The organism is Rhizobium sp. K102 (assembly GCF_022385315.1).
Taxonomy (GTDB): domain Bacteria; phylum Pseudomonadota; class Alphaproteobacteria; order Rhizobiales; family Rhizobiaceae; genus Rhizobium; species Rhizobium croatiense.
This window is the reverse complement of sequence record NZ_CP092435.1, coordinates 327,651-340,115: the sequence shown is the minus strand read 5'-3', so window position 1 is coordinate 340,115 and position 12,465 is coordinate 327,651. Positions and strand designations below refer to the sequence as shown.

The window sequence follows — 12,465 nt, the reverse complement described above, 5'->3', positions numbered from 1 at the left end:
CGATCGCTTGACGTTGGGCAACGAGCGGTGGGGGCAGCATTGGATGCCATCACGCATAACGAGGGCGCAGGCCACGGGGCAGCTCCAGAGCGGCCGCTCGGGACACGTTTCCTCGTCTTTCCCCAGCCATCCTTCATTCCCGGGTACGAAAAGCCCGAAGTGGTGTGGATCGGGCCTTCGGCAGGACCGATCCTGGCGGGACCATCCGACGCCCGCATCTATGTGGCAAATCCGATCGAGGCGAAATTACCCTACGCCGCGCCTTATATTCCGCCCTATCCCGGCCTGCTGCAGCCGCCGGCCGAGCCCGGCCCCGACGGCCATTTCGATCATATCCTGCCGGGCTCACCGGCCTTCCTTGCAACCCACAGCTATGCCTGCACCCGCCGCGTTCTCGACATCTGCGAGGGCTATCTCGGCCGCTCGATCGTCTGGTTTTTCCAGCCGACGCTGGAACGGCTGGAAATCGTCCCCCGCATCCCGGATTGGCAAAACGCCCAGTCCGGCTTCGGCTTTCTCGAGCTCGGCGAAAGCGAGGCGCAAAGGCCGGCCTCCTGTTTCGCGCTGAATTTCGATGCGGTCGCCCACGAATTGGGCCATCTCATTCTGCTGAGCGAACTCGGCATCCTCGAAGGCGACGGATCGGCCTGCGATTTCTTTGCCTATCACGAAGCGATCGCCGATTTCATCTCGCTGCTCGGACTGCTGCACTTCGACACGGCGCTCGACCGGCTGCTGCGCCGCACCAGCGGCAATCTGCTGCTGCACAACGAACTCGACAAATTTGCCGAGCTCAGCGACGAGAAGCAGCTGAGATCGCTCAACAATTCGCTTCGTATCGGCGATGTCAGCCAGGAAGTGCACGACCGCTCAAAACCCTTTGCAGCAGGCCTCTTCGACTGCCTCGTTGAGATCTATCAGTCGCTGCTCTACGAACGCGGCGTGTCGGATATCGATCCGAGGCGCTTCAGCGACCTGCGCCAGCAGATGGCGCCGGCGCTGATCGAAGAAGGGTTGCGCGGCCACAGAGCCTCTTACGAGCTGACCCATTTCGCCGCGAAGGCCGCCCTGCAGGAAGCGCGCGACATCATCGGCGAAGCGCTCATTCGGTCCTGGAAATACCTCGATCCCGACAGCCTGTCCTTCGAAACGGCGGCCCTGGCCTTCCTCGAGGCGGCGAGCCGCGGGCGCGGGATCTCCTATCTCGACCAGCTTGACGATTGCATGAGGTGGCGCGGCATTCTCTAACCAACGACGGGAGGCATCGATGACAGACGAAAGCGTTCCAGCACCCTCACTTTCTGGGCGCCGCTATAAAGCGGATGAGATTATACTTTACGGCATAGATTTGAATGACGCTAACGGCATCGCCCATCTGGATGTCGGGCTTGTGAGTAAAGCAGAGCTGCAAATTAAGCTGCATGCCGGAAGAGTAACCGGCTACACAGTGCTTGCTTATGGCTACGCTTTCGAGGGCCATTGCTACAGGCTGGATTCAACCCGCATTTTTATTATCACCGGCCCAGATGCCGAGGAGGCCAAGGGCTGCGGCTTTGACAAAAATCTGGGTTACCAAATGTGGCGGATCACCGCATCTGAACAAATCCTCGAAATTACGACGGCCTTTGGCGACGCAAGGAGCCTCATTCTGGATTCGCAGTTGCCAGGCAAGAGGTCGCCTAGTTCCTACGCCATCACCCTGAGAATGGCGCATCGCAATGGTCGCCTCAATAACGAGTAGGTCGAGTCTACAGCAACGGGAGGGCAATTATGCCATATAAGGTTGATGTTTACATTTCGAAAGCCTACGCTTCGCTCACAGTGAAAGACTGGCTTAGCGATAGTCCCTGCGTCGACACTAAGACGGGTACGAAACTCGAGAAGGTTGCCGTAAATCACCCGACTACCTTCTATGTACTGATCGGGCACAGTAACGGCGTGGGCGGCGTCACCGTTTACGAAACGGTGCCAAATGTCGATCCGGTGCCCTCCGATTACGAAATTCCGCTTGAACTCGATGAGACTGGAACAATCACGTTTCCTAAACCAAAGCGCGTGTTGCAAAGCGATCTCGACGCCCTGAGACGCAAAGGTAAATGCTCTGCAACCAATCGCGGGCAATAAACGCGGGAAGTAGCGCGCTCGAACGCCAATAACCCTACGCCGCTCGCACCCTATCGCGGCCACTCATCTTGGCGGCATAGAGCGCCTCGTCGGCGCGCCGATAAAGATCCGAGACGCTGTCTGACGGGAGGCAGGCGGCGATGCCGGCCGAGCAGGTGTAGCTGAAGTCGGGCGAGTTGGTGAGCGGCCGGGAGAAGCGGATCACCGTCAGCATGCGCTCGATCATGGCGATGGCGTCCTCCTGGCCGGTTGCCGGCATGACGAGGAGAAATTCCTCGCCGCCGACCCGGCCGAAACAATCGTTGCGGCGCACATTCTGATGGATGCGATGGGCGAAATCGCGCAGCACGAGGTCGCCGGCGTGGTGGCCGAGCCGATCGTTGATGCGCTTGAAATTGTCGATATCGAAGACGGCAAGGCAGCCGCTGCCGCCACCCCGGGCGGCGGCCAGCATGTCGTCGACGCGGGCCATGACGAAACGGCGGTTGGCAACGCCGGTGAGCTCGTCGGTATAGGACGCCTTGATCGCCTGATCGCGATCCTGCCGGACCGTCCGGCCCTGCGCCTTGAGCCGGGTGATGTCGCTGGCGATGCACAACATCCAGCCGTTCTGCTGGACCGTCTCCGTCATCCACAGCCAGCGGCCGTCGCTGAGATCCGTCTCGAAGGCGCGATAGCCGATCTTGCCGCGGCGCGACTGGGTCGAGCGCAGCCACGCCTCGAAATCATCGGTCCGAAGGACCGTGCCCCGGTTCAGCTCGAAATTGCGCCGCATGAGATCCGGCCAGAGCGGCGTCTCATCCGGCTCGATGAAATAGGCCGAACGAAAGGCACTGTTGGCATATTGCAGCCGGTCATCCCCATCATAGACCGCAATCAGCGTTTCAGTGTGTGCGGAAAGGCTGAGAAGCTGTTCGACGAGCGCGTCCATACCGAACCCTATCTGGTTACCCTGGCATGACATGGCGCAGAAATCTTAACGGGAAAGAGCCGATTGCAGCAAGCAAAGGCGCTACCGGTGATTACGGAAACGTCAACACGGCCGCCGCGCCCGATCGTGACCGGGCATCGGCGGCGATCTGAACTGCAGCCCCCCGGGAGCAGGCCCCCTATTTCCCTTCCGTCTTTTCCGTTTGTTTTGTCACGGCGTTGACGCCGCCGTGCTGCAAATCCGCCCCGTCTGCAACAATGGCGGCCGCCTCGTCGAGCAGGACGTCCTTTGCCTTCTTGCGGGCGTTTTCCATGGCGATATCGGCGCTCAGGCTGCGCTCGTCCGATTGCAGGCCGTCATCTCCGGTCGGATCCTCGCCGTCGCTCGCCTCGGCCCGATCCTTGAACCGCTTCTCGCGGGCCGCCGCTTCCTTGCGGCGCTCGGCTTCGTTCAGCGACACGACGCCTTTTTCGCGCTGCGCCTTCAGCTCGGCAATGTCCTCGATCAGGCGCTGGAAATCCGGATCGCTCTTGACCCTGGAATCATGGCGGCTTTGCAGGGCCGGCAGCAAGGCGGTGATATCGCCTTCCGGCGTATATTTCGCCGGCTTGATCTCAGCCCATGGCAGGGCATTGTCATAACTGGTTTCGCCGAAGTTGCTGGGATCAGAGAGCCCAGGCAGGCTGATATCGGGGTGACGCCGCGCAGCTGCGTCGTGCCGCCATTGACCCGGAAGAACTGCGAAATCGTCACCTTCAGTTCACCGAGCTCGGGCTTGCTGTTGTGAACCACCTCGTCGAGATCGACGACCGTCTGCACCGTGCCCTTGCCGAAGCTGGGTTCGCCGATGATGACGCCGCGCCCATAATCCTGGATGGCCGCGGCGAAGATCTCCGACGCCGAGGCCGAACCGCGGTTGATCAGCACGCCCATCGGGCCCGTCCAGGCGGGGGCTGAAAAATCCGCGCTCTTCACCACGATCTTGCCATTGCTGGCGCGCTGCTGAACGACCGGGCCCTTGCCGATGAAGAGGCCGGTGAGATCGATCGCCTCGTCCAGCGAGCCGCCGCCATTGTTGCGCAGATCGAGGAGAACGCCGTCGACATTCTCCTGGTTCAGCTCTTCGAGAAGCTTGGCAACATCGCGGCTTGCGCTCTTATAATCCTTGTCGCCTTTGTTCTTGGCATCGAAATCCTCATAGAAGACCGGCAGGGTGATGATGCCGATCTTGCGCGTGGCGTCGCCCGCCTTGACCGACAGCACCGTCTTCTTGGCGGCCTGCTTGTCGAGGCTGATCTTATCGCGCACCAGGCTGACGACGCGATGCGTGGCATCGGCGCCGGCGTCCGCCGGCAGAATGTCCAGGCGCACGACGGAGCCCTTCTTGCCGCGGATCATCTGCACCACCTCGTCGAGGCGCGTGCCCACCACTTCCTTGATCGGCCCGTCCTTGCCCTGGCCGACGCCGGTGATGCGGTCGCCGACGGCAAGCTTGCCGGAGAGCTGCGCCGGCCCGCCGGGCACGAGCTCACGGATCGTCGTGTAATCGTCGCGCTCCTGCAGCACCGCGCCGATGCCGAAGAGCGAAAGCTTCATCGAGACATTGAAATCGGCCGAGGCGGCCGCGCCGAAATAATCCGTGTGCGGATCGACCGCGTTCGAATAGGCATCCATGAACGACTGGAAAACATCGTCGCTCTTGAACTTGTAAGCGCGCTCGAGCGTGTTTTCATAACGCTTGTCGAGCGTTTCGCGAATGGCCGCATCGGTCTTGCCGCCGAGCGTCAGCCGCAGCCAGTCGCTCTTGACGCGCTTGCGCCAAAGCTCATTGCTCTCGGCCTCCGACTGCGGCCAGGGCGCCTTCTCGCGCAGCACCGCGTAATCTTCCTTAACGCTGAAATCGAAACCCTGCTTCAACAGGCTGCGTGCATAGCTCATGCGGTCGGCAACGCGCCGTTCATAAGCATTGAAGATCGCAAACGGGATCTTCAAATCCTTTCGCTCGATCGCATCGTCGATCTTGCTGCGGTCCGCCATGAACTTGTCGATATCGGCCTGCAGGAAGAGCATGCGGTCCGGATCCAGCGACTTGATGAACCCATCCATCACCCTCGCCGACAAGGCGTCATCGAGCGCCACCGGCTTGTAGCTGTAGCGCGACAGAAACTGCGCGCTCAACAAAGCCGCATCCGCCTGCCGCTCCAGCGGCTTCAAAACAGGCGGCGGTGCAACTTCAGCATATGCGGACGGCGCAATTGCAAGAAATGCACCAAGAAAAACGTAGGCTATGCGCATTCAGCGTGGATCCAATTCTTATGCTGCTCTGTCGATGGGTGATTTAGGTGGCGCAATTATGGTATTTTGGCAAGCAGCTGGCAAACGGGATGCGTCTGGGGAGCCATTTTAGTATTCGGCCGGGAGGCGGCCACATCTTACCGGCCATGGTGATACCGTGCTGCTCCTTGCGTCCCCCGTCCGAATTGGGACTGCGCAGCAGTCCGCGCTCCAACAATGAGTTTAAGGTCGCCGACGTCATAAACTTGACCTTTTGCGGCCGCTCCCCGAATTGGTCGCTCTTGCGTCGATGATGGAGGCATCGCAATGCGTCCATTAATTCGCGTCCCGTGGAAACAGGTCGCCTTCTTTGGCGAGCTTCAAGCCTCTGATCTGGGCGGTGTCGGCGTAATTGTTTTCGCAGTTAGCCTGGCACTGGTAGAAATATCGGAAATTGTCGCCCTACGGTCCCTCTGCTGCGCTCGAAGGATCCAGAGACAGCGGCCAAACAGTCGCATTGGCACCACCGCCTCACGACTTCCGGCGCGTCAGCGGATATGCCTCGGCTTCATAGAGTTTGCGCATCTGCAATCCATCGAAGCGCGCCTCCTCGACTTCGAGCACGGATCCGCGAAGGAGAGAGGCCGGCATGTCCTCGATCGCAAAGCGAAGAGCTTCGGCGACGGAATCGAACCTTTTGTAAGCGAGGCTGCTTTTTCTCTTGATTGTCTTGCACGGGTAAAGCCCCGCGCCGGCACTATAGTCGAAAACGGTCATAACCTGATCCTTGCGATTGGAGCGATTGTCGAGGACAGTTGATCATCACCGTCCTGTCTGCGGTATCAACGGAAAAAGAAGTCAGGCCAACCGTTCCAGCAGACTCCATGTTCTGGCTTGGAACGCCTGAACATGCTTCGGCGGCACGGCGGGTGGTATTGATCATTATGACACTCTCAGTGCGGCTGCCGGACGAACACATCTACAAACCGCTCCAGCAAGTATGGCGAAGTTCGCAACTTTCGCAAAATCAGGGTTCGCCAAGCAACCGACGCAGCCGGGAGGATCAGGTAGCCGAAAGGCTGAAAACGTGCAATCTATATAAGGGTTTGATCAGCCTCCTTCAAGGCACCACGTGAATAGCAAAACCTTGCTTGCCAAAGGCGGAAATGAAGCCCAGGGTGCGATGTCGGCTGCAACTGGTCAGGGCGCTGCCGCCTGAGGGACATGCGCGCGCCCTAGCCCCGACAAGAGGAGGACGCGATGACGTCCCGATCCTCACATGCCTGCTTCCTGCTTTATTTCCAGAAAATCCTCCTGAACGCCAACGGCGAAAGCAAGCACAATCCATGCAATCGGGAAGTCCATAGGGCTTTTCCGATGGTTCACAAAAGACGGCAGCTTCATGGCTCGTCACTTGTCGGTCGCGAGATATGTCCGACGCCCATTTTTCCTGAGAAAGCTCCCGAGAAAAAGCCAAGGCTCTGGTAGCTTCGCACCGTATCTTTCTTTCCCGCTTTAACCATCAGCATTGTATCTCGGAATTCGGACCCGGAGATCGCAGATGCAGGCCTTTGGAGACAACTCATGCGCCAATCATATTACAGGGCGCTGGCCCTCACGATGACCGTCCTCCTGCAATTTGCATCGGGACTCAGCTCCTCGGCGTTCGGCCAGACCGCAAGGCCGGTGCCTGAAAATGCCCAGGCAAGCCGCTACGGCTCCGGCTGGACATGCAATGGTGGTTTTCGAAGGCAGGATGACACCTGCTTCGAGGTGCAGCTTCCCGACAACGCGTTCCTGACGAACTCCTCCTTTGGCAATGGCTGGGATTGCCATTACGGCTTTCTCGAGAAGGGGGATCGGTGCCTCGCTGTCCAAATTCCGACCAATGCATATCTCGACCCATCTTCCGGCGACCGCTGGAGATGCCTGCGTGGATACCGTCAAACCAATGTGGGTTGCGACCTTATTAAAGTCCCGGAGAAAGCATTCCTGTCCGATACCACCACAGGATCCGGCTGGGAATGCGAAAGAGGTTATCGCGCGACACAACAAGCATGCCTCAAACTCGAACTCCCCGCCCACGCCTATCTGACAACCGGCGGAAATGAGTGGATGTGTGATAGAGGCTTTGAAAAGAAGGATCAGGCGTGTGTCGCCGTCCAGGTTCCGGAGAATGCCATCTTCGTCGACACGCCCTACGGGCAAAAATGGAAATGCGACCGAGGCTTCGCGACGAGGAGCAATCAATGCCTGCAGGTCAAGCCTCCCGAAAACGCACATCTTAACTCGGCGGGCAACGGCTGGGACTGCAATCGTCCGTACCAGCTTCGCAGTGGTGTCTGCATGAGCGATTAAAGATCAGCGGAAGTCCACTGTCCGGCGCCTCCCTCGCTCTCAAAATGGCTGATGATGTTTTCCGCCGGCGGCAAGTTCGATGCAATCATCTCCAGCATGGCGGCGACGGCCAAGCCCGAGGAGATTATCGCCTTCAGCGATTCCTACAGAATTAAGCTGAGGTAAGCGCGCTGAATAGCGGGAACCATTGTCACCGCCTCAAGCGCAGACGGCAGATTCTAGCCACCCGGCCCCTACATTGCAATTCGAATGCCGCGCCCCATATTTCTATAGGAGCGGATCTGCGAAGGTGCAGCCGTTCGCGGGAATTCGGGCGCCCGCAGGAGGATGATGGTGTTTCTGCATCAGTAGCACACCGGCAGTTTGACCAGCCTTGCCGCGCCTCAGGCGAGACCGGCTACTCCGTCCCCAACAGCATGTTCTTGCTACAGTCCGAATGGATTGGGCATTACTGACCTCCGGGAGAGAATGCGTGACACTCAGCTTTCCCAATAGAAGCCGTAGTTTTGATGAGAGCCGGAATGCGGTCCGCTTCTCCGGTTATGACGGCATGTTCGAAGTGCGGTTTTTAGTCGAAGCTAACGCCTTGCGGACCGCGAGCCAGCCCGGCCGCTCCGAGGACGAGTGCCTGAGAGCCTTCGACATGGCGCGCGAGATCATTCTGGAAGCGGCCACCCATGCCTACGGCCGCGGCGGCAAAGACCGATATACTCTGACGGCGCAGGATATCCGCCGGTAGACTTTTACACCCGGCGAGGCCGTGCAGGAGCCGAACCCATGTCAGTCGACAGAAAACATCTCAGTGTCGCGGGCCGCGTGGCGACCCGCTGTCCCGACCAGGGCGATCTTGAATCGGCCGTCTACAGCGCGCTCGCCCATGCCGGCGATCTCGACCCCAGCTATATCTTCGTCACCGCGCGCGGCCGCGACATCCCGCTGGCCGGATGGGTGCATTTGAAAGCGGAGGTGTCACGGGCTGAGGAGATCACACTGGGAACCAACGGCGTGCGCAAGGTTCACAATGAACTGTCGCCGGATTTATGAGGCAAGTCCGTCCGGCATTATTTCCATGGCGCGGCTGCGTCGTATTCCGGTCCGGCCGCTAGCCAACCCGGGACCTAGCCAAACCCGGGACAGCTTTCGCTAGCGGCAGATGGATCTCCCGATCATAAAGAGGGTTGCCGGGTGATATCCTGCGTGGCGGCAGCGCTCAAAGCCTCCATGCGCTCCCGCAAGGCTCTTTCATCGAGATCATTTCCGGTCGAGCGCAAATCTGCAAGGATTTTGGCAATCACGGCTTCATCGTCAGCCCCTGACATCCTGAGATCGACGATCTCTCCGACATAGGCTTTGACATCGGCAGCGCCTGTCATGCCGCAGACCCAGATCGCCAGTAGACGGTCGCGGCGCGATCGCACCTTGAAGGCCATTTCCGAATTCAGGAAATAGATCTGCTCCAGCGCTTTCTCACGGTTTTCGATGGCGTTCATCGGGACGGCTCCTGCGTCGCATTCGTCGCTGCCAAGAGATCAGCGAGCACCGTCGGCTCCATCCGGACGATCCTGCGCAAGCGGTTGCCCTGCGCAATCGACGGCAGATGAATGTAGGTTGCGGTGCGGCGGTAGGCAAGCAACGACAGGCCCTCGATCCGCTCCTCATCCTGAGCGATCTTGTAATCGCCGGCCGGATGCATCTCACCGACAAGATCGGGAAGCGCGAACGGGGCGGAGAAGTGAACGATGGTGTCCGTCGTGCGTGTGGATGATAGGTCGGACATGGTGAAAGGCTCCAGTTGAAGGCGGTGAGCCAAGGCCCGCTAATACTTCCTAAAGGGCATTGGCATGGCGATCGGAATTCGGAGCGATGATGGTCTTCAAGTCTCTGACACGGACGAGAGCCACAGGGGCCAAACGACGATAGGGGACTCCTACGCCCCAATTGCGTCACAACTAGGACAAAATCCTAGAATGAAGGTTTTATTCAGACTCGATTGGTCAAATTTAAAATATTATTGGTAGAATATGTAAATTAAACTAGCCATCCAATAAAGCCGTATTCGCCTTTTTATTGCGCTATTTTCATGAAATACAAGATACCGCCATTCAAAAGATCGGATTTTGCAGAAATATACACTACCTTCGCCAGGCTGCTCGCCAAGCAGGACGTCGGCCGCGAAAGCGCGTCCCGCGCGAACGGCAGGCTCATGACTTCATGAAAAAAGAGGCATCTAAATGTCGAGACATAACAACGCCAAGCCCCTTACCGCCAGTGACCGCCACGACTTCGGCGCTAACGCAAAGCGTCCGGACGGCAATCCCTCCGCGAAGGAATTGATCGCCCATGCCGTCGCGGCACGCACGGACCTCGCAGTGCCGTCCGAGGAAGCGCGCGCAGTTCGGGAACTGCCTGAAGCAAAGAACCCGCGGCATCGGTTCACAAAGCCCCGAAGCACTGAGGCCGATGATAGGAGTTCTGGCTGTCCGGGATCTTCCTACAATGGGAGAACTCGAGCAGGCGCGGACCGATCACAGCAGGAAGATCGCCACCCGGGAAGCCGAAAGGCGTGCCGAGGAGCCTGACGAAAAAGCCGGGGAGTGAACAAGGATTAGACCCGCCGACCGCCCCCGTGGGCGGCGGCTGGCTCAGCGCTCCAATCGGATCGACGCCTGAATCAGATCCTGATGGAAGCAATGGTTGCGCAAATCCTCTGTCAACTTGACCAGCCTTTCCCTGGCCAGCCCGGCAGGCTCGCCTCGCGCCAGCATTCCGTCGATCAGGCCCTGCTGCGCGCAAATCATCTGCCGGTCGACAATCACTTGCCGGCGCGCGAGTTCCAGGTCCTTCGGGGAATAGGTCATAAGAGACTATATCACACAGGCGGCGATAGTAGGATTCAATTCGGGTGCCGCCCCGGTACTATCGCGGCCGCCAGGTTGGTTGTCGCTGAACGAGCTAAGACAGAGCCCACGCCTCTCCTCGCGACCGACTGGCGCCAGCACGCAAAACTATAGGGGCGCCTGGCACAGCGTTCGTCGCTTTTGCCTTGGATAAAGCGCAATAAAGGCGCATGTTTGCATATCGGCAGCCAATGAAACGGGCGCTGCCGATCAAGGGGTGGCTCCCTTCGCCCCAATCAAAGGAGGACAAGATGTCTTCCACCCTCAAGCGCTCTTTCCATACCGTGGCTTACGGCGACTTCTTGTTCAGGGCTTCCATCTTGGCGAGCTTCGCCGTCATCATTAGTTTAATTTTGAGGGGATGGTTATGGTAGTAATCATCACGACTGGAACTGCTGCGAAACGCGACGAGAATTGGCGGCTGCGGTCCATCCTCAAGCGAGCGGACTACGCGACGACAGATCTTGCGGCTTCAGAAAACGGCGACCATCACGAAGAGGTGATGGTGATAAGACGCATCAGGGCGGCGACGATCCCGGCGCCCGCCTACCCCTCTTCGAGGCGGCGGAAGCTGCATGCCGATCCTGAAGCTTTGGCATCATGGGAAAACGAAGGAGGCGCCACGCGAGCTGTGCACCCGCCTGCGGACAAGAAAAATTGATGACGCCGCGAGGCGATTCAGCGAGGAACGTTCTTTGGCGCTGGTGACTATCGAACCGGGAAACGATGATTGCGAGAATAACTACATTCGAACGCATAAGCCTGACCGCTTCCTGCTACCCCGGAATATTTAGTTTGCCAGCCGCATTGATTAGGCGCAGGATGCATCTTCAGTAGCTGTTTCTCAGGGCGCTACTGCGTGAAGGTCGGTTGTTGCCTTCGCCCCAAATTGAAGGAGGACAGCATGTCTTCCAATCTCAACATACCTGTGCGGACCTCTGACCTGGCTGTATTGCAAGGCGTCCTCGACGACGCCGGATACGATTCCACAAGTAGCCTCGCAGATCCTAAATATTACAACATCGCGGTCAAATTGCTGTTCAATCTTTATAATGATGGAATGACCTCGCCCGCCGCCCTTTCCATCGAACTCAGCCGGCACTTTGGAAAAACACCACTGCCCTCGAAATCATCCGCGGAGTTCGAGAAAAATCGCAAGTTGATACAGGGGATCCGTTCAGCCGTCGTGGTTAAGTCGCCCACCGGCGCGTGAACAGACACTTGGTGAGTTACTAATTCGACGAAGCCATTGCCCCGGATGGCGGGTTGCATGTCGGAGCAGTTCGAACAGCTAGACGAGTTTCTCATTGCCCTCGGCGCAAGCGTCGGAGGCGCAGGAAATCATCGACGCTCCGTGCCATGAACTACCTGCAACTCAGCGGACACGGCGTCGGATTGCCCCCCGGCCGATGAATCTGCTGCCTTGATATATCATCGGGGTCGCCCGGCAGAGCGACCAAGCCGTTCACTCAAGCCCCTTGCTGCACTTACCGAAACCATAAATCGCCGACAGTGCGCCGGGAAGCGGCACAATGATGGGCACCATCAGAGGAGGCTGGAATGCCGGAAGCACCAAAAGAATTTGCAGCGAGCGCAAACGGAGACAAATGGTATCTCGGACATAACGGAACTGCGGACGAGCATATCGTGATCCATCACGCCAACGACGCCTCCGGCGGCACTGAGACGAGATGGCCGATTTCGAGCTTTCTGAAGCACTTCGGCGATCATCCGCAAGGTCAGGCTCTTCGCGAGGCACTGCGCGATGCCGGATCTGCTGAACAGGAAGCACCAAGCGAACATACGCCCGTTGCGCAGAAACCGGTGATTTCTTTCCCTTGGTCTCGCAATATGGACCGCCTCAAGGATTGACCCTCACCT

The 12,465-nt window shown here is 58.6% G+C and carries 15 protein-coding genes and 1 pseudogene; 10 read left to right on the top strand and 6 right to left on the bottom strand.

What is annotated here, in order from left to right:
• Positions 1 to 27 precede the first annotated feature (27 nt).
• Genes MHI61_RS05530 through MHI61_RS05520 form a run of 3 tightly spaced genes read left to right on the top strand, consistent with a single transcriptional unit; the run spans position 28 to position 2,124 of the window.
• Positions 28 to 1,248, top strand: a complete 1,221-nt coding sequence (locus MHI61_RS05530) for a hypothetical protein (RefSeq protein WP_239789530.1) — start codon at positions 28 to 30, stop codon at positions 1,246 to 1,248.
• 19 nt (positions 1,249 to 1,267) lie between these two features.
• Entirely contained in the window at positions 1,268 to 1,741 is a 474-nt protein-coding gene (locus MHI61_RS05525; RefSeq protein ID WP_239789529.1) for a hypothetical protein, read from the top strand.
• Positions 1,742 to 1,770: 29 nt separating this feature from the next.
• Complete coding sequence (locus MHI61_RS05520) at positions 1,771 to 2,124, top strand: hypothetical protein (RefSeq protein WP_239789528.1); 354 nt, start codon at positions 1,771 to 1,773, stop codon at positions 2,122 to 2,124.
• 34 nt (positions 2,125 to 2,158) lie between these two features.
• On the opposite strand, the gene MHI61_RS05515 is transcribed toward MHI61_RS05520, so the two are convergent.
• The 3 genes and pseudogenes from MHI61_RS05515 to MHI61_RS05505 all read right to left on the bottom strand — a co-directional run bounded on the left by MHI61_RS05515 (position 2,159) and on the right by MHI61_RS05505 (position 6,106).
• Positions 2,159 to 3,055, bottom strand: coding sequence for a GGDEF domain-containing protein (locus tag MHI61_RS05515; RefSeq protein ID WP_239789527.1), 897 nt, complete (start codon positions 3,053 to 3,055; stop codon positions 2,159 to 2,161).
• 178 nt (positions 3,056 to 3,233) lie between these two features.
• Positions 3,234 to 5,350, bottom strand: a pseudogene (locus MHI61_RS05510) (carboxy terminal-processing peptidase).
• Positions 5,351 to 5,860: 510 nt separating this feature from the next.
• Positions 5,861 to 6,106 carry a hypothetical protein gene (locus MHI61_RS05505; RefSeq protein ID WP_096769658.1) on the bottom strand — a complete coding sequence of 82 codons (246 nt, stop codon included), beginning with the start codon at positions 6,104 to 6,106 and terminating at the stop codon, positions 5,861 to 5,863.
• Between the two features lie 38 nt (positions 6,107 to 6,144).
• On the opposite strand from MHI61_RS05505, the gene MHI61_RS05500 reads away from it, so the two are divergent.
• The 4 genes from MHI61_RS05500 to MHI61_RS05485 all read left to right on the top strand — a co-directional run bounded on the left by MHI61_RS05500 (position 6,145) and on the right by MHI61_RS05485 (position 8,731).
• Positions 6,145 to 6,465, top strand: coding sequence for a hypothetical protein (locus MHI61_RS05500; RefSeq protein WP_239789526.1), 321 nt, complete (start codon positions 6,145 to 6,147; stop codon positions 6,463 to 6,465).
• A gap of 448 nt (positions 6,466 to 6,913) precedes the next feature.
• Complete coding sequence (locus tag MHI61_RS05495) at positions 6,914 to 7,687, top strand: hypothetical protein (RefSeq protein WP_239789525.1); 774 nt, start codon at positions 6,914 to 6,916, stop codon at positions 7,685 to 7,687.
• Positions 7,688 to 8,159: 472 nt separating this feature from the next.
• On the top strand, positions 8,160 to 8,426 hold the full coding sequence (locus MHI61_RS05490; protein WP_222140704.1) for a DUF1488 domain-containing protein: 267 nt from the start codon (positions 8,160 to 8,162) through the stop codon (positions 8,424 to 8,426).
• 38 nt (positions 8,427 to 8,464) lie between these two features.
• Positions 8,465 to 8,731: a BON domain-containing protein gene (locus MHI61_RS05485; protein ID WP_239789524.1), complete on the top strand. Its 267-nt coding sequence runs from the start codon at positions 8,465 to 8,467 to the stop codon at positions 8,729 to 8,731.
• Between the two features lie 122 nt (positions 8,732 to 8,853).
• Here the strand turns inward: MHI61_RS05485 and MHI61_RS05480 are convergent, their stop codons facing one another.
• The 3 genes from MHI61_RS05480 to MHI61_RS05470 form a co-directional block, all read right to left on the bottom strand.
• Complete coding sequence (locus MHI61_RS05480) at positions 8,854 to 9,177, bottom strand: ATPase inhibitor subunit zeta (RefSeq protein ID WP_239789523.1); 324 nt, start codon at positions 9,175 to 9,177, stop codon at positions 8,854 to 8,856.
• Positions 9,174 to 9,464, bottom strand: coding sequence for a hypothetical protein (locus MHI61_RS05475; protein WP_239789522.1), 291 nt, complete (start codon positions 9,462 to 9,464; stop codon positions 9,174 to 9,176). Before MHI61_RS05475 ends, MHI61_RS05480 begins: the two co-directional genes overlap by 4 nt.
• Positions 9,465 to 10,329: 865 nt before the next feature.
• Positions 10,330 to 10,545, bottom strand: coding sequence for a hypothetical protein (locus MHI61_RS05470; protein WP_096477652.1), 216 nt, complete (start codon positions 10,543 to 10,545; stop codon positions 10,330 to 10,332).
• Between the two features lie 614 nt (positions 10,546 to 11,159).
• Between MHI61_RS05470 and MHI61_RS05465 the strand changes: the two genes are divergently transcribed.
• The 3 genes from MHI61_RS05465 (at position 11,160) to MHI61_RS05455 (ending at position 12,456) form a co-directional block, all read left to right on the top strand.
• Entirely contained in the window at positions 11,160 to 11,378 is a 219-nt protein-coding gene (locus MHI61_RS05465; RefSeq protein WP_239789521.1) for a hypothetical protein, read from the top strand.
• A 110-nt stretch (positions 11,379 to 11,488) separates the two neighbouring features.
• Positions 11,489 to 11,797: a hypothetical protein gene (locus MHI61_RS05460; RefSeq protein WP_239789520.1), complete on the top strand. Its 309-nt coding sequence runs from the start codon at positions 11,489 to 11,491 to the stop codon at positions 11,795 to 11,797.
• A 347-nt stretch (positions 11,798 to 12,144) separates the two neighbouring features.
• Positions 12,145 to 12,456 carry a hypothetical protein gene (locus tag MHI61_RS05455; protein WP_239789519.1) on the top strand — a complete coding sequence of 104 codons (312 nt, stop codon included), beginning with the start codon at positions 12,145 to 12,147 and terminating at the stop codon, positions 12,454 to 12,456.
• Positions 12,457 to 12,465 lie beyond the last annotated feature (9 nt).